Source organism: Trinickia sp. NRRL B-1857 (assembly GCF_050470685.1).
In the GTDB taxonomy this organism is placed as follows: Bacteria; Pseudomonadota; Gammaproteobacteria; order Burkholderiales; family Burkholderiaceae; genus Trinickia.
On the sequence record NZ_JBFLUK010000011.1, the window covers coordinates 1,492,073 to 1,512,126 of the forward strand.

Here is a 20,054-nt window from a genome sequence, read left to right on the forward strand (position 1 = left end):
CGATTTAAAGGTTCGACGACCCGCGCTCGCGTGGGCCGGCGGTTAGGTACGCGGCAAACCGATTGCCGCTTTTTGATCAGGAGCTGTAGATGGACATTCAATTGAACTTCGTCAATCGCTCGAACGACGCCAACAATTCGAGCATCGTCATTTTCCAGAAAAACGTGTCGACCGATTTCGACGAGTTGCACGTTGCCTGGAAAGTCATTCGCAATTGCGGTCAGGGCGACAATCATCCGTTCCGTTTTCCGATGGCGATGGCCGTCAGCACGAGCGACAGTTATGGAAACTACATGCCGCAGCAAGACGCGACGAACGGCCAAGTGTTCCAGGTCGTGCGCGCACCGTCGGGGGATGTCATGCAGCTCGCTTCGCAGCCGGGCTCCAGTAAAGAGGTCCAGGTGCGCAACGATCTACCGCAAGGCGCGGTAGGCGCGACGATCTACAAAGACGGCACGCCGCTCGCGATCAAAACGTCCATTGCTCCCGGACAAAAAGCCGTCTTCGAGTTCAAGCCCACGATTTGGATCGGCGTGGCCTCCCAGGTCGAACAGGGCAAGGTGATGAATTCGGCCGTGATGTCGGACATCAATACCGAAGTCTCCCTGCTCGGCATCAAGAGCGCCGATATCGTGATGACCGGCGGCGGTCCCGGCCCCACGTCGCTGCCGTTCGCTTTCCGGCTCGAAAACGTCGTCATGGCGTAACGCACCGTGCAATCGGCGGCGCGCTAAACGGGCCGCTCGACTTACATCGACAAACAATCAATAGGCAGGGTTAGCGATGGACATCAAACTCAACTTCATCAACTTGTCGAACGACGTCAACAATTCGCAAATTGTCGTATTTCAAAAGAACGTCTCCACGGACTTCGACGAACTGGCAGTGGCATGGAAAGTCATTTCGAACTGCGGCCGCGGCGCGAACCACCCGTTCGTGTTTCCGATGGCGACGACGGTAACGGCCAGCGATTCGGACGGCAATTTCATGCCGCAAAAAGCGGCGCAAAACGGCCAACTCTTTACCGTCACGCGCTCGCACTCCGGCAATATACTCGCCGCCGGCGGCAGCGCATCGACATCGCGCGAAGTGCAAGTGCGTAACGACCTCGGCGCGGGGGCCATCAATGCCTCCATCTTCAAAGACGGCCGGCTGCTGTCGACGAAGACCGGCATCGCCCCGGGACAAAAGGCCGTCTTCGAATTCAAACCCACACTGTGGATCGGCACGGCATCGCAAATCGAGGAAGGCAAACTCATGAATTCGGCCGTGCTATCCGATATCAATACTGAGCTTTCGCTGCTCGGCATCGCCAGCGCCGATATCGTCATGACCGGCGGCGGCGGCGGCACGGCGGCCGTCCCGTATCGATTCGAGTTGACCAATGTCGTGATGGGCTGAACGCCGCCGCCCGGCGTCTACCCCGCTCGAGTCCCCGCTCGCCGTGGCGAGCGGGCCCGGAGCATAGGTAGTTACCACGCTGTCAGGCACGCACCGCGTCGACTACCATTCGTCACACGAATGGCAACGAACATGGACACGGGGGGCGCTCCATGGCGCCGGCGAGGAGCAGTGCGGCCTTCGCGAATGAACGAGCGAACGACGATAAGCGCAGGGCGGTACGCCCGCGCACATTCGCGGCGTGGCGGGGAGCACGACAATGGGCATACGAGTCACGGCAGGAATGAAATCGGCCGTTTCGACGTTTTCTCATGATCGTGTGCGTCAATGGCGCCAGCACAAAACGAAAACAAGCGAGCGGGGATGCCGGCTGGATACTCGGCACCGCGGGTGCGGACGATGCATCGCGCGGCGCGGCGACGAATTCAGCCGGTTTCGCAACGCTATGCGTTGCGTCAACGCCTAACGGGGAGGCGTGCCATGGATATCATCGAATTGGCCCGGCAAGCGGGCCTGCAAGTGCTGCTCGATGCGCGCATCGGCAGTCAAACCTACCACAGCGTATGCGGCTCGCTGCCGGCGCTACAGCGCTTTGCGGAAGCGATCGAGGCCGTCACGCGCGAGCGGTTGCCGCAAGGCCACGCCACGACACGGCCCCGGACCCGGGCGCCCCATCATGGCGCGACGCGCCTTCGCAAGCGCGCGCCCAGGGCCGAGACGGCGCCGTGCGCGGGACGCGAGCTTAGCGGCCGCCGGCTCCGGCCGGCAACGCGGAGTTCGAGCGCCGTTTAGCCGCATGCCCGAGCCACATCACCAAGAGCCATACGGGCACGAGCCAGACCGAGACGGACAATCCCGGCGTGAACGCAAGGATCCCGAGCACCATCGCCATGAACGCAAGGCAGATCCAGTTGGCCACGGGATAAGCGAACGATTTGAAGACGAGCTCCTGCCCCGCCGCCACCATCGCCTTGCGCGCCTTCAAATGCGTGAGGCTGATGAGGGCCCAATTGATGACGAGCGCGGCGACGACGAGCGCCATCAATACGTCGAGCGCACGCGCAGGCATCAAGTAGTCGACGATGACGCACGCGAACGTTGCGGCCGCCGACAAACCGATGGCGACGTAGGGCACGCCGCGCCGATCGACCTTGAGCAGCGCGCGCGGCGCGTTGCCTTGTTCGGCCAGGCCGTAGAGCATGCGACTGTTCGCATAGACGGAGCTGTTGTAGACGGACAGCGCGGCCGTCAAGACGACGAGATTGAGCACGTTCGCCGTGAGCCCGGCGCCGATCTGCGAGAAGATCATGACGAACGGACTCCCGCCTTGCGCGACCTCATTCCACGGATGCAGCGCGAGTAGGACGACGAGCGATCCGATATAGAAAATCAAGATGCGATAGAGGACCTGATTGACGGCTTTCGGGATCGTGCGACGCGGATCGTCGGCTTCCGCTGCCGTGATCCCGATCAGTTCGAGCCCGCCGAACGAAAACATGATGACGGCCAGCGTCATGAACAGGCCGTTGAAACCATGAGGAAAGAATCCGCCGTAGCGCCACAAATTGGAAATCGACGCTTGCGGTCCCCCTCGCCCCGTTTCGAGCAAATACACGCCGAAGACGATCATGCCGATCACGGCCACGACCTTGATGATCGCGAACCAAAACTCCGTCTCCCCGTAGGCCTTCACGTTAGCGAGGTTCACCGCATTGATGGCGACGAAGCACACGAGCGCCGAGACCCAAGTGGGTACGGCAGGCCACCAGAAGTGTACGTAGGTGCCCACCGCAGTGAGTTCCGCCATGCTGACGAGCACATAGAGCACCCAATAATTCCAGCCGGATAGAAAGCCGGCGAAGTCGCCCCAATATTTGTGCGCAAAGTGACTGAACGAGCCGGCCACGGGCTCTTGCGCCACCATCTCGCCGAGTTGACGCATGATCATGAAGGCGATGAAGCCACCGATCGCGTAACCGAGAATCATGGAAGGGCCGGCCGCCTTTAGGACGCTGGCCGAGCCGAGAAAGAGCCCCGTGCCGATCGCGCCGCCGAGCGCGATCAATTGGATATGACGATTCTTTAGCCCGCGGTGTAAACCGTCGTGCTCGGTGGGACGCGTCAAAACAGACCTCCTCTCCTGATGGTATGGCCCGATCGACTCGTGATCGCCCGGGCAAAACCCATCATTCTAGCTAGCCATTGAACACGCACCAATTCAGGTCAACCCGCACTTTCGCTTCCGGCCCCACGCCGCAATAGCCCGCTATTCGGTTTCGGAATCGGCTCCGTTGCGCAGTAGCAATAGTGGGACGGTCGTTTCGTGCAGCAACGACTCGGCCACGCTCCCCGCGAAGAGCCGCCGAATCCCGCTGCGCCCGTGCGAGTACATGACGACGACGTCGGCGTCGAACTCATCGATCGCGCGCATGAGCACCGCCGCCAAGTTTTCGCCGTAGGCGTCGATCGCGCGTACCGTTCCGGTCACCCCGAACGGCGCCATTTGCTCGCGCGCATCGGCCAGTACGGCGGTCGCTGTCGCGCTCGACGTATCGCGCGTTTGGACCTGTTCCACGAATCCCGCCGCCACATCGACTACCTGCGTGGGATGTTGCAGAACATACACCGCTTGCAGTTGCGCGCCGGAGAGGCGCGCGAGTTTCAGAGCTTCGTCGAGCGCGTGCCGCGCGCCCTCGCTACCGTCGACGGGGACTAAGATCCGTTGGTACATTTCCGTCCTCCAGGATTGACGCCGGCCACTCGGTCGCGTGGCGGCTTGCGAGTCGTTAGCCATCCGATGAAGTATCGCGACGACATGCGGCTCAGATCAACTGTCGAAATTAGGAGTGCGCTGGCTCCTGCGTCGCGGGCGTGCCGAGGATGCGTTCAGACAAGCCGGCGTCGTAGCTCGAGTGGACATGCACGCGCTTCTTATCGGGGAACGCGTAGGCGTATGCCTTGCGCAAGGCAAGCGAAGCCTCGTGAAAGCCCGACAAAATGAGCTTTTGCTTGTTGGGATAAATCGCGATGTCGCCGACGGCGAAAATGCCCGGCACCGACGCTTCGTAGTACGAAGTATCCACGGCAACTCGCCCGGCCCGCACATCGAGCCCCCATTGAGCGATCGGCCCGAGATCCGCTACGAGGCCGTACAGTGCGATGAGATGGTCGGCCTCGATCGTCAAGCTTCCATCGAGGGTCTTGACCTCGATCGAGCGTAGTACGTCCTCCGTGGTGTTCAACGTGGCGAGCGTACCGATGACGAGATCCATCTGGCCGGCGGCCACTGCGCGCTTGACCTCCTGCACGGTGGCGTCGGCTGCGCGAAACGCATTGCGTCGATGCACGAGCGTGACGTGCTTCGCATAGCCGCGCAGCGAAAGTGCCCAGTCCAACGCCGAATCGCCCCCGCCCGCCACGACGACGCGTTGATCGGCGAACATTGCCCGTTTGCGCACGGCATAGTGAACATAGCGCTCTTCGAGCGCTTGCGCTTCGGGCAGGCCCACACGCTGCGGCACGAACGCACCGTTGCCGGCCGATAACAGCACCGCTGCGGTATCGAACACAAGGCCGCGGTCGGTACTGACGCGCCAACGTTGCGTTTGCTCGATGCGCTCCACGGTCATGACCCGATGCCCGAGATGAATCGGCGGAGAAAACGGCTTGCACTGCTCCGAGAGGCGGTCGATCAGTTGCCGCGCGGTGCACACCGGGACGGCCGGGATGTCGAAAATGGGCTTATCGGGATACAGCTCGATACACTGGCCGCCTACTTGCTCGAGCGCGTCGACGATATGACACGACAAGCCGATGACGCCGGCTTCGAACGCTGCGAAAAGCCCTACTGGTCCCGCGCCGATGATGACGACGTCGGTGCGAAGGACCTCGTCCTCCCTCGGTGCCGCTGCTTCACTCATGGTTCCTACCTCTTCGATGATGATGACGAAGGCCCCGATGAGGCCCATGCATCGGACGTGCACGGCACAGTTAGCGCGTGCACGCTTGACGAGATCAAGTATAGGGAGAACCCCGACCGGTCGCGGCAGTGGCCCGCCGGCGAGTAGGGAGAAGCATCGCCGAAGCGGCGATATGACGCACAAGAAAAAACCCCACGTTCCGGAAAACGTGGGGTTCATCCGCAATGCGCGGCGCCGCGGTAGCAGCGCCGTTCTTGCGACGACTAAGCCGAGACTGTCGGCTTAGAAGCGGTGACGCAGGCCAACCGTAGCAGCCGTTTGGTTGTCCGACGTGGACACACCACCGAACGTGCCGTTGTAGATCGATGCGCCAGCTGCGCTCGAGTGTTGGTACACAACTTGAGCGTAGACGTCCGTGCGCTTCGACAGCGAGTAGTCAGCTTGCGCGCCGACTTGGTGGAAGCGAGCCGAGAAGCCGTTCGCCAAGCCCGAACCTTGTTGGTCCGTGAACGTGTAAGCAACGCCCAGACCCAGAGCCGGCGTCAGGTTGTACTTGGCGTTGACTTCATAGTTGTCTTGACGCAGCGATTGCGCAACCAGGAAGTTGTCCAGACGCGTTTGCGTCCAAACAGCGCCGACTTGCGCCGGGCCGAAAGCGTACGAAGCACCCACGCCGTACGTACGATCGCGGAAGTTGCCGTTCGCGATCGTCGCTGCGTTGTCGGTTGCGCCGACCGTGTTGCCGAACGGGTTGTTCAGCTGAGCGTACGAAGCCGCCACACGCAGGCCTTGGTACTGGTAAGCCGCGCCGAGGCTGTATTCACGGTTGTTCGCGAATGCGCCGGCTTGGTTCGAGAAGCCGTACGTGCCGCCGAACGTGAAGCCAGCGTAGTTCGCGCTCGTGAACTTGATCGAGTTGTTGACCGAGTTGCCGCCGTTCGTGCTCAGGTTGTCGAGGTTGCCGACGTGGGCGAACTGCGTGCCGCCCCAGCTACCCGTTGCGCTCAGCGGAGCCAGGAAGTCTTGCGCTGCGTCGTATTGCTTGCCCAGCGTGACCGTGCCGTAGTTGCTCGACAGACCAACGTACGATTGACGGTTGAACTGGCCGCCGTTGTTTGCGTAACGGCCGTTGTTCAGGTTGAAACCGCTTTCGAGGTTGAAGATTGCCTTCAGACCATTGCCGAGGTCTTCCGAACCGCGCAGACCGAAGCGGCTTTGATCGACGCCGCCCGAGTTTTGTTGCCAGTTCGAGCTACCGCCGACGTTGCTCGTGTACGTCAGACCTGCATCGATCACGCCGTAGAGCGTGACGCTGCTTTGTGCATGTGCTGCGACTGCGAAAGAGGCGGAAACCGCTGCGACGACCAGGGTTTTTTTCATTTGAGAAGTCCCTTTTATAAAACTGGCTCACTGCCAGATTTCGGAATAGACGGATCGACCCTCGACGCCGCTTCTCAAGCAGCTACGCGATCAAACCAATTGACCCGTCCGATGAGGGCCGAGTCTACGTGCCGACCCTAGCTAGGGTATACGCGGATCACACAACACATTCTTGCGCCATCTGAAACAATCAACCTAGGAAAAACCCCTAGATCATTGTTTTTGAACGGATTTGTTTTGTGGTAGGGGGTCGAGTCGGACTGAGGGGAAGCGGTCGTTTTGACCGAACGGCAGTTGCAAAATCGCAACGCTTTTCATATGGCGGTCATGACCGGAAGGCAGGGAGCACTGAGCCGGCGCCCATGCATGAGCGCTTCGCATGGGCGGGGGTGCCGCTTCAGCGGCGGCATCGAGACGCTGAAATACATCGCAGGCACTGCCTCGGGAAATAGTAAGACGGCTGCTGCGGCACGGCTGCGAAACCGCTATTTTTCCCGAGCTCGCGCGATCGCACACCACCCAGTTCTAGGAGGGATGGATACGAGGACGGAGATCGGAGCGAACGGAGCGCGGACAAAAAGACGGCCCGTCGGCGAAAAGCCGAACGGGCCTAGGAGGGTTGGCCTCGAGATAGCCAAGGCCGACTATACCTAAACGAAATGCCGTTCGGGGGATTTCGTAACGAACGGTAAGACATTTTTCACACGCGCAGCGTTCGCAAGACGGACGACTTACCGTCTAAAGACACTGTGCTCCGGTTGAACCTGCTTTTTCTCGACCGCTTGCAGGCGCCATACGCCGTCGGTTGGGCCGATCGAGCCACAAGACCACTGCGCCCCGCCCTGCGCCGCTGTCGGGTAATCGCGCTCGACGTGCAACCCCAGCAGGGTACATAGCGGTTGTTCCGCGGTCGGCGCGCACAACTTCGTTACATCGCCCTCGTCCCGCAACTCTCCCCAGGGCGGAAGGTCGATCCCGTCATGCGACTCTCTAGACCAGACGCGTTCCTCGGTATCGAGCCAAAGCACAGCGTAATCGTGATTGACGGTGGGATCAGAACCGTTAATCAGAATGGTCAAACGCATCTCCTATTCCCCCACGATGTCCTGTAAGCAATAAAGTCTATGTCGCAGGGAGTCGATTGCAAGGCAACGAAACGTCGCGGGTACGAAACCGGTCACCCGCGCCTGTTCCATGCAAAGCGCTTTACTGCACGCCGTAGCCTCGGCCTTGCATGCAGTCGCCATACGCTTGCCAATATCGTTCCATCGGCGGTTCGGGCGGCGGCAGCGGCGGAAGCCCCGGGGACGCGCCGGATGCCGCGCCCGCCGAGCCTGGCGCCGCCGCCGTCTGCGCTGAAGCACCGCCGGCGCCGCCCGCATCGCCCCGGCCGGAGCGGGCTGCGGGGATCGATGCTGCACCGGCGCTCGCCGCCGCGGAGACTTCGGCCTCATGCGAAACCGGCTTCCCTGCGGAGGTCGTGCTGGCCGGCCCGGCATGCGGCGCGGGCAACGGGGGCTCGCTCGCACCTTTGCCTCCGTCGGCAGCGAACTGAAGCGGTTTCGTGCGCGTGGGACGCTGCGATTGCCGGACGGTGTCGACGCCCGTCTCCCGCCTCGCTTGCCAATAACAATAGGCATTGTCTAGCCCCTGCGTCGCCGCGGTTTGGCTGCGCAGAGGATAAACGGCCGGCCGTTGAGCGAGCGCGGCCGTCGAGACGGCGAGCGCCGTCGCGCCAAGGATGAGAGGAATCTTCATGCGCGGGTGTTCCTTCGAGAATCGGACCGATCGGCTCGCAGCCGACCAAGATGCGGTCAGCATAAGGCGGCCGCCCTCCGCGACGGCGAGAGAGTATCGGCACGATCCGCCATATCTTCCCCACTAAGGGACCTGATGGCGCCGATTGTCGAAAAAGTTTATGCGCATAAAAACTTATTACTTTTATAGTTCCACTAGCGCCCAACGTTTAGCGTCGGGGGCTCTTCTCTATCGGGGTGACAAAGCGAAAAGTCAGATTTATTCGCTCCCCGCGCAGCCCGGGAGCCTTGGCGATACGGTGTCGCCATTCTTGCTGCGTCTGCCCTCGCATGACCAACAGACTGCCGCTCGTCAATTCGAACGAGCGCATCGTGTCGGTCGCGCGATGCTTCAGATCGAAACGCCGCGCGACACCAAGGCTCACCGAGGCGATCACGGGCTGCGCACCGAGCTCGGGCTCACGATCGGCGTGCCATCCCATGCTGTCCTCGCCGCTTCGATATCGATTGAGCAGCACGCTATTGAAGCGCGTCTCGCAGGTGGCTTCGGCGAGCGACCTGAGGGCCTGAACCGTCGGCGTCCAAGCCAGCGGCTCATTGCGGATGCCCGAGTAGACGTAGACCGCTCCCGAATCGCCTTGCCAAGCCGTGAGACGCGGCAGCGGCTTGATGCCGCCGGGCGTGCGAATGAGGTCCTGTTTCCATTGAACTTCCTCGAGCAGCGCATCCAGCGCGAGCGTGGCTTCCTCAGGCGACAACCAATGCGGATGCCAGTCGATATCGACTTGAGGCATTCCACCGAACATGTCATCGATCATTTACGCGATACCTTGACGGCCCGAGGCCGATTATCGTTTCCCCACTCACGGCTTCAATGTCACCCGAAGAGCGAGGCAAGCGCTTCGGAAATCTTGCTGCCTCATTGCGGGTGCAATGCGCCGGAAATCGTCGCTCCGGCTGCTGCAAGCGAACGCTTGCACCGCTATCATTGACCCGATTTAACTCTTGGCTCCGCCTTTCGTCGAACATGTCCCTTTCCGACGCCGCTCTCGATCAACTCTTCCGCGAAGCCCGTACGCACAGCGCCTGGCTGGCTAAGCCCGTCGACGACCTTCTCCTCAAGCAAGTATTCGCCCTGGCGATAATGGGCCCGACATCGGCCAATTCCAGCCCCGCCCGTTTCGTCTTCGTAAAATCGGCCGAGGCAAAGGAAAAGCTGAAGCCGGCACTTTCGGCCGGCAACGTCGAGAAAACGATGGCGGCGCCCGTCACCGTGATCGTCGCCATGGATATGGCGTTCTATGAACAGCTGCCGAAACTCTTTCCGCACACGGATGCGCGGAGCTGGTTCGCCGGCAACGCGCAAGCGATCCAAAGCACGGCGTTTCGCAATGCCTCGTTGCAAGGCGCCTATTTGATCATGGCGGCACGGGCATTGGGCTTGGACGCCGGCCCGATGTCCGGGTTCGACGCCGCCAAAGTAGATGAGGCGTTTTTCGCGGGAACGACCGTCACGTCGAACTTCCTGATCAACCTCGGCTACGGCGATCGCACAAAACTGCCTCCGCGCAACCCGCGCTTTTCATTCGACGAAGCGGCTCGTATCGAATAAGCGCCCCTTCGTAATCGGGGCATGTTCCGGTCCGGACACGTGCCCCTCGAAAACATGCCCGCCCCCTCGCCCAAGTGGGCGTCGGCGCACCGAAACCTACCGCTCAGCTAAATAACGCGACGTAAAAAACGATCGCGCCGATCAATGCGCCGACGAAGCAAAAGCCTTCGTTCTTGCCGTCGCCGTCCGAACGCAGCCACGCACCCGCCACGCCGAAAAGCCCGGCGATTCCCAGTGCGACAAAGACCATCATGACGTCGAACAAGGCGCTACGGCTGATTTCCAGCAAATCGAAGCTACGGACAAGGTAATAGACGACGAGCGCCATCAGCGAGAGGACCACGAGCGGCAACATGACATGGCTGCCCTCGTAACCGAGATGGTGAGGGCGATGCGGTCTATGGAGCCATTTAGCCGTTTTCATCATTCGCCTCCTCCCTGTCGAATGCCAAAGCCGCTTGGGAATCGAATCATGAATACTCGTAGCTTAGATCCATTTCACCAGATGGGAAACAACCGTTAACCCGGCTCAGCTCGTTGCGGGGCGGGCATCGGGCAACGTTGCTCCGCGGCCGGTACAATGCATCGGCTCATATCGTTCAACGGCAGGGATTGCTCGAGATCCCTGCCCATTTCCCTGCCTATGCGTCGCTCATCCTTTTTCACGCGCGCGATATTGATCGGCGTGCTGATGCACCTTTACGTCGGCTTGCGAATCGTCCCGGAGTTACCGGTCGGCTTGCCGGTCAAACTGCTCGCCGCCTGCGCGCTCGTGCTGTCGTGTTGCTTGATCCCGCTCGGGATGCTCGCGCGAACGTTCGAACGTCAACCACAGGCGGACCGTATCGCATGGATTGGCCTGATCGCGATGGGTTTGTTTTCATCGCTGCTGGTATTCACCTTCCTGCGCGATATCGTGCTCGCCTCGGCGCTGACCGTCGATGCGCTCCTGCACCATGCGCTCGCATTGGATCGTTGGCGAGTCGATACGGCCGTGGGCGTACTCGCGCTGGCCCTCCTGTCGACGACGATCGGATTCGTCAATGCGCGCCGCCGCGCGCGAGTCGTCTCCGTCGATATTCCGATCGACGACTTGCCCGCCGAACTCGAGGGGCTGACGATCGTTCAGATCAGCGATATTCACGTCGGGCCGACGATCAAAGCGCGATATGTCGAGGCGATCGTCGATGCCGTCAACCATTTAAAGCCCGATGTGATCGCGGTGACGGGGGATGTCGTCGACGGCAGCGTCGCGCAGCTGGCCAGCCATACGGAGCCGCTCGGCAGGCTCACGGCCCGCTATGGCACTTACTTGGTGACGGGCAATCACGAGTACTACTCGGGTGCGGCGCAATGGATCGCGGAGTTCGAACGTCTTGGATTGCGCGTGCTCATGAACGAGCACGTGGTGCTCGAACACCAGGGCGCCGAGTTCGTCCTCGCGGGCGTGACCGATTACACGGCCGAACACTTCGACACGTCGCATCGCAGCGATCCTGCCGCTGCACTAGCCGAAGCGCCCGGTCACGTTCGCCTCAAGGTGCTGCTCGCGCATCAGCCGCGTACGGCACACGCCGCGGCCGGCGCCGGTTACACGCTGCAACTGTCGGGGCATACGCACGGCGGCCAGTTCTTCCCCTGGAATTTCTTTGTCCGCTTTCAGCAGCCGTTCACAGCCGGACTCGCCAAGATCGATGCGCTCTGGGTCTATACCAGCCGCGGCACCGGCTACTGGGGACCACCCAAGCGGCTCGGCGCGCCGTCGGAAATCACGCGTCTGCGTCTCGTGCGAGGCGCGACGATTTAAGCGCGTCTACGGCCGCGGCACCGAGCGGATATTGCCGATCTCGTCGCCGGCGCCGGCGTTGTCGCCGTATGTCGGCGGCACGCCGCCCGCATCGTAAGGACGCACTTTCCCTTGCCTGACGGCGTGCGGCTCGGCGGGGCGATCGCCGACGGCATTGCCAAAACGCGCGCGCACGAATGCACGCAGCAACGCGACGCGCGGATGCGCCGCATCGGCCTCGCAAGGATCGGCGCCGCCAAAGCGTACGCGGCAATGCGTGCCGCCCTCGTCGCGTTGCCATTGCAACGCTTGAGCGCGCTCCAAGACCTCGAGCGCGTCGACCCACTCGGTCGCCGGCGAAAACGGCTGGGCGAGCTTGCGCAACGCGCCGTGGGTCAGCGTGACGACGACGCTCGGCTCGACCTGAATGAACACGATCTGCTCATCGCCGTCGACAAGTGCACGGGCGCACCAATAATCGAGTGCGCATCCGTCTAGGTCGCTCGTATTCATGACATACCTCCTCATAACCCGCCTACGGATTGACCGGCATACGAATGCGCGCGACGAGCGGATAGTGATCCGAGGCCTGGCGGGCCAACTCGCTGCGATGAACCGCGACATCCATCAAGTATTCGCCGGGGTGCATCCAAATGCGATCGAGTGCGAAGATCGGGCAAAACGTCGGAAAAGTGCGAGGCGCCGGCGCCGGCCGAAAATGCGATACCAGAGCGCGCAGCGCTCGCCCGCGTACGAACCATTCGTTGATGTCGCCGAGTAGAATCACGGGTAGCTCGCTATTGTCGAAGGCCGTCAGCAGCGTCCGCACCTGCGCGCTGCGTTCGGTGGCCGACAATCCCAGATGCGTGGCAACGACGCGGATCAATCGTCCCGCGCATTCGATGTCGGCATCCAGCGCGCCGCGCGGCTCACGGCGGTGGAACGACAAATCGAGCGTGCGCGCCATGCGCACCGGCAACCGGGACAGCACTGCGTTGCCGTAGCGACGTTTCGGCGTATCGAGCGTGGGCCCCTCCACGGCGAACATCCCGCTCAACTCGCGAAGCTGGGACAGTACATCGGGCGCTTCGGCGCCGCCGAGCGGCACCTCTTGCAACGCGACGATATCCGCGTCGAGCTCTTCGATGACGCGAGCGATGCGCTCCACCAATTGGCGTCTCGACTGCGCAGTCCAAGCGGGCAAACCGCCATGAATGTTGTAGGTGGCGATACGCAGTTCGCAGACGCGCTCCGGCCGGATGCCGGCGCGTTGCTTGAACTCGCCGGAAGCGGGTGTCGATTCGACGATCGGCTCGGCCTGGCCGTTCAGATTCGCGTTCATCTGCGCCCCCCCAGCCAACGTTGCAGCATCACCGAAATGCCTACGAGCGCGAGACCGATCGCCAACATCGCGGCCACAGAACCCAGGCTCGGATGGCGAATCGCATTGAGCAATTGATGCGCGAACGTGACCGTCAACACAATGCCCGGCACCATGCCCAGCGTGGAGCCGATCAAGAAATCGCGCAGCCGGATATGCGACGCGCCGGCAACGAGGTTCACGATCGTGAACGGGGCGATCGGCAACAATCGTAAAATCATCACGGTGACGATACCTCGCGCCCCGATGCGTTCGCTGAGCCGATTGGCGCGCGTCCCTGCGAGGCGTCGAACGGCGTCGCGGCCCAGCAAGACGCCGAGACCGTACGTCGCCAGCGCCGACAGCAACGTTCCCCCAAGCGCATATCCGATTCCCGGCCAGGCGCCGAAGACTAATCCCGTCGCAGCGATAAGCAGCGTGATGGGCACCGACACCACCGCCGCGACGACATAGCCCGTCAGAACGATCATCGGCGCGAGCGGAAGCGCATCGATTCGCCTGATGAGCCGCGAGAGTTCGGCCAAATTCAAATGATGGCCGAGCGCCGTGAATTGCCAAACGGCAGCCATCGTAGCCAATGCCAACACGAGTGCGCCCAGCACAAAAAAACGCACGGTCAAGGACGTACGGCGGCCCTGGGGGATAAACTCGCGCACCAGCGCATCGGGTTCGATCGGCTGTTCCGGGTCGAGCCACGCGTTGACCGGCACGAGGGCATCCAAATCGGCGGTCACGACAGGCGTGAACGGCTGCAACGTGCGGCCCTCGGTGCGTTGCAGCGTCGCGATGGCTCCATTGAGGCGATGTGTTTTCGAGAGTGCCGCCGCAACGGCGTCCTCCGAGACGTCAAGATGTTCCGCCAGCAGCCTATTGCGCCAATTTGCGATCGCCTCGCGGACGCGCGCCTCGCCGTTGGCGTCGATCGTCACGTTGCACTCGGTATCGAGCACCATCGATCGATTGTTTAGATTGGCGCTGCCGACCGTGATGAGCGTATCGTCGACGATCGTCAATTTGCTGTGCACGTTGACGCAGCCGTTGCCGAGGCCATCGACGTGAGGACAATACATGCGGAAGCGGCCATAGCGATCGGCGTCGACGAGTGCGCGATGTAGCCGAGCACGCAACACGCCCATCGTCGCCTCTTGCAGCCATCCGCTCTGCAAGCGAGGAACCACCGCGATGACGTCCGGCCCGTCGTTGCGCGCGAGCTGCGCCCTCAACGCCTCGCGCACGACGGCAGCCGTGAAGTACTGGTTCTCGATATAGATATTGCTGTGCGCCGCGCCGATCGCATCGGCCGTGAGCGCTTGAATTTCCTGAACCGCATCGTGTATGCGATAAGGGGGCTGCGTGACCGAAATGCCGACCATGACATCGCGCAACTCCACCTTCGCACTGAGCGGCCAAGGATCGGAATCGCGGTCGACGGCCCGATGCGCGCGCAGTGCGATCCGTTTGCCGCATGCGCGTTGCCAGCGTTCGCGAGCAAGCGTGCCGATGGCGGCGGCGGCATCGCCGTCGAACATGGCCTGCACGTCGTGGAACGGCCCGTAAGGCGCGCCGTTCGCATCGCGGCGGCGCGGCTCGTCCGCGGAATGCGAAGGCGTATCCCAACGCGAACGCGTCAAATCGAGACCCCCGACAAATGCGAGTCGATCGTCGATCACCACCATCTTTTGATGGTGCGAGGCACCGCGCGGATGGGTTCCGTCTTGTCGGAAAACGACGCCCCGCTGCGAGCGCCAGCCCGTTTGATAAACGGGCATCCATTCACGCTCGAACGCGTAGATCATGGCAAAGTCCCATGCGAGGACATAAATGCGCAAACGACGCCGCCTTGCCGAAAGCGCCTGCAAGAATTCGCCCAACGCCGCAGGAAGTCCATCGGTCGTTTGCCCCGGCACGAGCCGCATCCGGCTATCGATATCCCAACCGACGATGAATACCGTTCGCTCCGCCGCAAGCAGCGCATCGCGCAACACGGAAAAATATGCACTGCCGTCGATAAGCAGTGCGAATCGATCCGCATGCTCGATCGATCGGCAGTTACGCCCGGCTTCGAGCAGCCCATGTCTTTGCCTGCCTGCGCTCGATTCCCGTATTTCCTCGCTTGTCCTAACGGCGGCGTCCATATCCGCAGTGCCTGTCATCTTTAAACAAGCATCCGTCAAATAATCGGCACTCCGCCCGTCACGGCGACGGTCGCACCAGAGACATAGCTCGCTTCGTCGCTTGCCAGCATTACGTAGACCGGTGCCAACTCCGCCGGCTGTCCGGGCCGCTTCATCGGGGTTTGCTTGCCGAACTCTTTGACGTTCTCCGGCGGCAGCGTGGCTGGAATCAACGGTGTCCAAATCGGTCCCGGCGCGACGCAGTTCACTCGAATACCGCGCTCGGCCAGCAGCCCGGCCAATCCGCCGGTGAAGTTTTGAATTGCCCCCTTCGTCGTGGCATAGGGCAGTAATGTGGGACGCGGTTTATCGGCATTGACCGACGTGGTGTTGACGATCGCGCTACCCGCTTTCATATGCGGCAAAGCCGCTTTGACGAGCCGAAACATCGCGCCGATGTTGATATCGAAGGTTCGATCCCATTCGTCGTCAGAGATCTCTTCGACGGATTCGTAATTCATCTGGTGCGCGGCGTTGTTCACGAGCACGTCGATTCTGCCGAAAGCATCGACCGCGCGATCGACGATCTCTCGCGCCTGTTGGCGTTGCGCGAGGTCGCCTGCGACCAGTACGGCCTTTCGGCTCGCTTGCTCGACCCAGCGTGCCGTCTCTCGCGCGTCGTCATGCTCGTTGAAATAGGCAATGAGGACATCGGCGCCTTCACGCGCGAAAGCGATGGCAACCGCTCGGCCGATACCGCTGTCCCCGCCCGTCACGATCACGGACTTGCCGGCGAGACGCCCATGTCCCTCGTAGCTCCGCTCACCGTGATCCGGTTGGGGAGACATTGGTGCGGTCTTACCCGGGACTTGCTCCTGCTGCTGATTGGGCAACGGCGGTGTCGGTCTGCTCGTCATCGTTGGCTCCTCGATTGAAGCGCCGCGAACGCAGCGGCTACGAAGGACCGCGAGCAACCGGCATGCCCCAAGTCAAAGTCCGCCGCGCCGACGGCAGATCGAGACGATTTGCTGGGCCGCGGCCTCGTCTCTCACGCCGGGCAGCGATTGCAAGATGCATTCGTGGTACCTGCGGTCGCGGGGTAAGAGCATCGCGCCGTTGCGGTAAAGCGCGTCGCACGATTGACGGATTAAATTCGTTACGTCGCCGCTACGGCTCTCGCGCAACGATTGCAGCATGCAATCGTCATAGGCCGCGTTGTCACGCAGTGACGCTTCGGCCGCAACGGGCATTGCCAAAATCGCTACAAACGAAAATGCTTTCCACGACATACGGGCTCCGGGAAGAAAACGGGCGCGTAGTCTATGCCGCGCGATCGATCGGATCGGTGGGCAGGGGGAAATTCGGACCAGTCTGAGTTCTAAGGGGGGCGTGACGCTTGTGTGCTAACGGCGTTGCAATGACAACGTAGGCGCGGCGCGAGATACTGGCGCGAGGTGCGCTGGCGAACAGGCATTTTCCGCCGCGCAAAGCAAAAACCCCCGACAGCGGTGTGCTATCGGGGGTTTTTCAATAGAACAGCCTGACGATTACCTACTTTCACACGGGCAATCCGCACTATCATCGGCGTGGAGTCGTTTCACGGTCCTGTTCGGGATGGGAAGGGGTGGTACCAACTCGCTATGGTCATCAGGCATGACTTGTTGCTGTGTCGCGCAGGGCGCCACAGCCAATCTGGGAAGAAGTATCGAGCGTGTTGGGCTCGGTGTAATGTCGCTTGGGCAGCGATTGTGTGGCACTACGCGCTCAAACCTGTGCGAATCGCAAAACGCACTTGTTATAGGATCAAGCCGTACGGGCAATTAGTATCGGTTAGCTAAATGCATTACTGCATGTACACACCCGACCTATCAACGTCCTGGTCTCGAACGACCCTTCAAGGGGATCGGTGTCCCCGGGGATATCTCATCTTAAGGCGAGTTTCCCGCTTAGATGCTTTCAGCGGTTATCTCTTCCGAACATAGCTACCCGGCGATGCCACTGGCGTGACAACCGGTACACCAGAGGTTCGTCCACTCCGGTCCTCTCGTACTAGGAGCAGCCCCCTTCAAATATCCAACGCCCACGGCAGATAGGGACCAAACTGTCTCACGACGTTTTAAACCCAGCTCACGTACCTCTTTAAATGGCGAACAGCCATACCCTTGGGACCGGCTACAGCCCCAGGATGAGATGAGCCGACATCGAGGTGCCAAACACCGCCGTCGATATGAACTCTTGGGCGGTATCAGCCTGTTATCCCCAGAGTACCTTTTATCCGTTGAGCGATGGCCCTTCCATACAGAACCACCGGATCACTATGACCTGCTTTCGCACCTGCTCGACTTGTCGGTCTCGCAGTTAAGCACGCTTATGCCATTGCACTATCAGCACGATTTCCGACCGTACCTAGCGTACCTTCGTACTCCTCCGTTACACTTTGGGAGGAGACCGCCCCAGTCAAACTGCCTACCATGCACTGTCCCCGACCCGGATTACGGGCCAAGGTTAGAACCTCAAACAAACCAGGGTGGTATTTCAAGGACGGCTCCACCGAAACTAGCGTTCCGGTTTCATAGCCTCCCACCTATCCTACACAGATCGGTTCAAAGTCCAATGCAAAGCTACAGTAAAGGTTCATGGGGTCTTTCCGTCTAGCCGCGGGGAGATTGCATCATCACAAACACTTCAACTTCGCTGAGTCTCGGGAGGAGACAGTGTGGCCATCGTTACGCCATTCGTGCAGGTCGGAACTTACCCGACAAGGAATTTCGCTACCTTAGGACCGTTATAGTTACGGCCGCCGTTTACCGGGACTTCAATCAAGAGCTTGCACCCCATCATTTAATCTTCCGGCACCGGGCAGGCGTCACACCCTATACGTCCACTTTCGTGTTTGCAGAGTGCTGTGTTTTTATTAAACAGTCGCAGCCACCAGTTTATTGCAACCCTTTCACCCTTCTGGCGCAAGCCAGTTAAGCTACAAGGGCGTACCTTATCCCGAAGTTACGGTACCAATTTGCCGAGTTCCTTCTCCCGAGTTCTCTCAAGCGCCTTAGAATACTCATCTCGCCCACCTGTGTCGGTTTGCGGTACGGTCACTGTTAGACTGAAGCTTAGAGGCTTTTCTTGGAACCACTTCCGATTGCTTCGCAGCTTAAAGCCGCTCGCGCCACACCCTTGAATTACGTGCCCGGATTTGCCTAAGCACCTTCTCCAATGCAGCGACCGGGACTTCCAACACCCGGACAACCTTCCGCGATCCGTCCCCCCATCGCATCTAACAATGGTGCAGGAATATTGACCTGCTTCCCATCAGCTACGCATTTCTGCCTCGCCTTAGGGGCCGACTCACCCTACGCCGATGAACGTTGCGTAGGAAACCTTGGGCTTACGGCGAGGGGGCCTTTCACCCCCTTTATCGCTACTCATGTCAGCATTCGCACTTCCGATACCTCCAGCACACTTTACAATGCACCTTCGCAGGCTTACGGAACGCTCTCCTACCATGCGTGCAAGCACGCATCCGCAGCTTCGGTATATAGCTTAGCCCCGTTACATCTTCCGCGCAGGACGACTCGATCAGTGAGCTATTACGCTTTCTTTAAAGGGTGGCTGCTTCTAAGCCAACCTCCTGACTGTTTTAGCCTTCCCACTTCGTTTCCCACTTAGCTATATTTGGGGACCTTAGCTGGCGGTCTGGGTTGTTTCCCTCTTGACACCGGACGTTAGCACCCGATGTCTGTCTCCCGTGATTGCACTCTTCGGTATTCGGAGTTTGCTATGGCGAAGTAATCCGCAATGGACCCTTCAACCATGACAGTGCTCTACCCCCGAAGGTGATACACGAGGCACTACCTAAATAGTTTTCGGAGAGAACCAGCTATTTCCAAGTTTGTTTAGCCTTTCACCCCTATCCACAGCTCATCCCCTAACTTTTCAACGTTAGTGGGTTCGGTCCTCCAGTACGTGTTACCGCACCTTCAACCTGGCCATGGATAGATCACTTGGTTTCGGGTCTACGCCCAGCAACTGAACGCCCTATTCGGACTCGCTTTCGCTACGCCTGCCTTAATCAGTTAAGCTTGCTACTGAACGTAAGTCGCTGACCCATTATACAAAAGGTACGCCGTCACCCCTTACGAGGCTCCGACTGTTTGTATGCATGCGGTTTCAGGATCTATTTCACTCCCCTCCCGGGGTTCTTTTCGCCTTTCCCTCACGGTACTGGTTCACTATCGGTCGATCACGAGTATTTAGCCTTGGAGGATGGTCCCCCCATCTTCAGACAGGATTTCACGTGTCCCGCCCTACTTGTCGTACGCCTAGTTCTTCCACGCTGTTTTCGCTTACAGGGCTATCACCTGCTATGGCCGCACTTTCCAGAGCGTTCAGCTAACAACACAGATAACACGTACAGGCTCTTCCCATTTCGCTCGCCACTACTTTGGGAATCTCGGTTGATTTCTTTTCCTGCGGTTACTTAGATGTTTCAGTTCACCGCGTTCGCTTCACATAGCCTATGTATTCAGCTATGGATACTCCATTCGGAGTGGGTTTCCCCATTCGGACATCCCCGGATCAAAGCTCGTTTGCCAGCTCCCCGGGGCTTTTCGCAGGCTACCGCGTCCTTCATCGCCTGTGATCGCCAAGGCATCCACCACATGCACTTGTTCGCTTGACCCTATAACGAGAGCGTCTTACGT

The 20,054-nt window shown here is 60.4% G+C and carries 18 protein-coding genes and 2 rRNA genes; 5 read left to right on the forward strand and 15 right to left on the reverse strand.

What is annotated here, in order from left to right:
- Positions 1–89 precede the first annotated feature (89 nt).
- The 3 genes from AB1286_RS27025 to AB1286_RS27035 all read left to right on the forward strand — a co-directional run bounded on the left by AB1286_RS27025 (position 90) and on the right by AB1286_RS27035 (position 2,193).
- Positions 90–707, forward strand: a complete 618-nt coding sequence (locus tag AB1286_RS27025; RefSeq protein WP_430366287.1) for a hypothetical protein — start codon at positions 90–92, stop codon at positions 705–707.
- Between the two features lie 76 nt (positions 708–783).
- Positions 784–1,401 carry a hypothetical protein gene (locus tag AB1286_RS27030; protein ID WP_430366288.1) on the forward strand — a complete coding sequence of 206 codons (618 nt, stop codon included), beginning with the start codon at positions 784–786 and terminating at the stop codon, positions 1,399–1,401.
- 480 nt (positions 1,402–1,881) lie between these two features.
- Complete coding sequence (locus tag AB1286_RS27035; RefSeq protein ID WP_430366289.1) at positions 1,882–2,193, forward strand: hypothetical protein; 312 nt, start codon at positions 1,882–1,884, stop codon at positions 2,191–2,193.
- Here the strand turns inward: AB1286_RS27035 and AB1286_RS27040 are convergent.
- The 7 genes from AB1286_RS27040 to AB1286_RS27070 form a co-directional block, all read right to left on the reverse strand.
- Entirely contained in the window at positions 2,144–3,526 is a 1,383-nt protein-coding gene (locus tag AB1286_RS27040) for an amino acid permease (protein ID WP_430366290.1), read from the reverse strand. The two genes, AB1286_RS27035 and AB1286_RS27040, sit on opposite strands and share 50 nt — an antisense overlap.
- A gap of 141 nt (positions 3,527–3,667) precedes the next feature.
- On the reverse strand, positions 3,668–4,132 hold the full coding sequence (locus tag AB1286_RS27045) for a universal stress protein (RefSeq protein ID WP_430366291.1): 465 nt from the start codon (positions 4,130–4,132) through the stop codon (positions 3,668–3,670).
- A gap of 109 nt (positions 4,133–4,241) precedes the next feature.
- The gene (locus tag AB1286_RS27050) at positions 4,242–5,321 is read right to left on the reverse strand and encodes an NAD(P)/FAD-dependent oxidoreductase (RefSeq protein WP_430366292.1); all 1,080 of its coding nucleotides are present in this window, start codon (positions 5,319–5,321) and stop codon (positions 4,242–4,244) included.
- Positions 5,322–5,603: 282 nt separating this feature from the next.
- Positions 5,604–6,701 (reverse strand): porin, encoded by a 1,098-nt coding sequence (locus AB1286_RS27055; RefSeq protein WP_430366293.1) that lies wholly within the window; start codon positions 6,699–6,701, stop codon positions 5,604–5,606.
- Between the two features lie 731 nt (positions 6,702–7,432).
- Positions 7,433–7,786 (reverse strand): DUF3564 domain-containing protein, encoded by a 354-nt coding sequence (locus AB1286_RS27060; protein ID WP_430366294.1) that lies wholly within the window; start codon positions 7,784–7,786, stop codon positions 7,433–7,435.
- Between the two features lie 121 nt (positions 7,787–7,907).
- Positions 7,908–8,459, reverse strand: a complete 552-nt coding sequence (locus AB1286_RS27065; RefSeq protein WP_430367393.1) for a hypothetical protein — start codon at positions 8,457–8,459, stop codon at positions 7,908–7,910.
- Between the two features lie 208 nt (positions 8,460–8,667).
- The gene (locus AB1286_RS27070; protein ID WP_430366295.1) at positions 8,668–9,276 is read right to left on the reverse strand and encodes an alpha-ketoglutarate-dependent dioxygenase AlkB family protein; all 609 of its coding nucleotides are present in this window, start codon (positions 9,274–9,276) and stop codon (positions 8,668–8,670) included.
- A gap of 209 nt (positions 9,277–9,485) precedes the next feature.
- Between AB1286_RS27070 and AB1286_RS27075 the strand changes: the two genes are divergently transcribed.
- Positions 9,486–10,070 (forward strand): malonic semialdehyde reductase, encoded by a 585-nt coding sequence (locus tag AB1286_RS27075; protein WP_430366296.1) that lies wholly within the window; start codon positions 9,486–9,488, stop codon positions 10,068–10,070.
- 103 nt (positions 10,071–10,173) lie between these two features.
- Here AB1286_RS27075 and AB1286_RS27080 read toward each other — a convergent pair whose 3' ends face one another.
- On the reverse strand, positions 10,174–10,497 hold the full coding sequence (locus AB1286_RS27080; protein WP_430366297.1) for a hypothetical protein: 324 nt from the start codon (positions 10,495–10,497) through the stop codon (positions 10,174–10,176).
- 216 nt (positions 10,498–10,713) lie between these two features.
- Here AB1286_RS27080 and AB1286_RS27085 point away from each other — a divergent pair, with 216 nt between their 5' ends.
- Positions 10,714–11,877 (forward strand): metallophosphoesterase, encoded by a 1,164-nt coding sequence (locus tag AB1286_RS27085; protein ID WP_430366298.1) that lies wholly within the window; start codon positions 10,714–10,716, stop codon positions 11,875–11,877.
- A 6-nt stretch (positions 11,878–11,883) separates the two neighbouring features.
- On the opposite strand, the gene AB1286_RS27090 is transcribed toward AB1286_RS27085, so the two are convergent.
- The 7 genes from AB1286_RS27090 to AB1286_RS27120 form a co-directional block, all read right to left on the reverse strand.
- Positions 11,884–12,369: a phage protein NinX family protein gene (locus tag AB1286_RS27090; RefSeq protein WP_430366299.1), complete on the reverse strand. Its 486-nt coding sequence runs from the start codon at positions 12,367–12,369 to the stop codon at positions 11,884–11,886.
- A 22-nt stretch (positions 12,370–12,391) separates the two neighbouring features.
- Positions 12,392–13,198 (reverse strand): endonuclease/exonuclease/phosphatase family protein, encoded by an 807-nt coding sequence (locus tag AB1286_RS27095; protein WP_430366300.1) that lies wholly within the window; start codon positions 13,196–13,198, stop codon positions 12,392–12,394.
- On the reverse strand, positions 13,195–15,372 hold the full coding sequence (locus AB1286_RS27100; RefSeq protein WP_430367333.1) for a VTT domain-containing protein: 2,178 nt from the start codon (positions 15,370–15,372) through the stop codon (positions 13,195–13,197). The genes AB1286_RS27095 and AB1286_RS27100 overlap by 4 nt, the downstream gene beginning before the upstream one ends.
- A 35-nt stretch (positions 15,373–15,407) precedes the next feature.
- A complete protein-coding gene (locus tag AB1286_RS27105; RefSeq protein ID WP_430366301.1) occupies positions 15,408–16,268 on the reverse strand; it encodes a glucose 1-dehydrogenase in 861 nt (286 codons plus the stop codon).
- Between the two features lie 72 nt (positions 16,269–16,340).
- Positions 16,341–16,640, reverse strand: a complete 300-nt coding sequence (locus AB1286_RS27110) for a VF_A0006 family four-cysteine protein (protein ID WP_430366302.1) — start codon at positions 16,638–16,640, stop codon at positions 16,341–16,343.
- A gap of 249 nt (positions 16,641–16,889) precedes the next feature.
- Positions 16,890–17,003: ribosomal RNA gene (gene rrf / locus AB1286_RS27115) — 5S ribosomal RNA — on the reverse strand.
- A gap of 147 nt (positions 17,004–17,150) precedes the next feature.
- Positions 17,151–20,032, reverse strand: a 23S ribosomal RNA gene (locus AB1286_RS27120).
- Positions 20,033–20,054: the final 22 nt, after the last annotated feature.

Coding starts and splice junctions, on each gene's coding strand:
- AB1286_RS27025 (WP_430366287.1), top strand. CDS start 90: ATGGACATTCAATTGAACTTCGTCAATCGCTCGAACGACGCCAACAAT.
- AB1286_RS27030 (WP_430366288.1), top strand. CDS start 784: ATGGACATCAAACTCAACTTCATCAACTTGTCGAACGACGTCAACAAT.
- AB1286_RS27035 (WP_430366289.1), top strand. CDS start 1,882: ATGGATATCATCGAATTGGCCCGGCAAGCGGGCCTGCAAGTGCTGCTC.
- AB1286_RS27045 (WP_430366291.1), bottom strand. CDS start 4,132: ATGTACCAACGGATCTTAGTCCCCGTCGACGGTAGCGAGGGCGCGCGG.
- AB1286_RS27050 (WP_430366292.1), bottom strand. CDS start 5,321: ATGAGTGAAGCAGCGGCACCGAGGGAGGACGAGGTCCTTCGCACCGAC.
- AB1286_RS27055 (WP_430366293.1), bottom strand. CDS start 6,701: ATGAAAAAAACCCTGGTCGTCGCAGCGGTTTCCGCCTCTTTCGCAGTC.
- AB1286_RS27060 (WP_430366294.1), bottom strand. CDS start 7,786: ATGCGTTTGACCATTCTGATTAACGGTTCTGATCCCACCGTCAATCAC.
- AB1286_RS27065 (WP_430367393.1), bottom strand. CDS start 8,459: ATGAAGATTCCTCTCATCCTTGGCGCGACGGCGCTCGCCGTCTCGACG.
- AB1286_RS27070 (WP_430366295.1), bottom strand. CDS start 9,276: ATGATCGATGACATGTTCGGTGGAATGCCTCAAGTCGATATCGACTGG.
- AB1286_RS27075 (WP_430366296.1), top strand. CDS start 9,486: ATGTCCCTTTCCGACGCCGCTCTCGATCAACTCTTCCGCGAAGCCCGT.
- AB1286_RS27080 (WP_430366297.1), bottom strand. CDS start 10,497: ATGATGAAAACGGCTAAATGGCTCCATAGACCGCATCGCCCTCACCAT.
- AB1286_RS27085 (WP_430366298.1), top strand. CDS start 10,714: ATGCGTCGCTCATCCTTTTTCACGCGCGCGATATTGATCGGCGTGCTG.
- AB1286_RS27090 (WP_430366299.1), bottom strand. CDS start 12,369: ATGAATACGAGCGACCTAGACGGATGCGCACTCGATTATTGGTGCGCC.
- AB1286_RS27095 (WP_430366300.1), bottom strand. CDS start 13,198: ATGAACGCGAATCTGAACGGCCAGGCCGAGCCGATCGTCGAATCGACA.
- AB1286_RS27100 (WP_430367333.1), bottom strand. CDS start 15,372: ATGGACGCCGCCGTTAGGACAAGCGAGGAAATACGGGAATCGAGCGCA.
- AB1286_RS27105 (WP_430366301.1), bottom strand. CDS start 16,268: ATGACGAGCAGACCGACACCGCCGTTGCCCAATCAGCAGCAGGAGCAA.
- AB1286_RS27110 (WP_430366302.1), bottom strand. CDS start 16,640: ATGTCGTGGAAAGCATTTTCGTTTGTAGCGATTTTGGCAATGCCCGTT.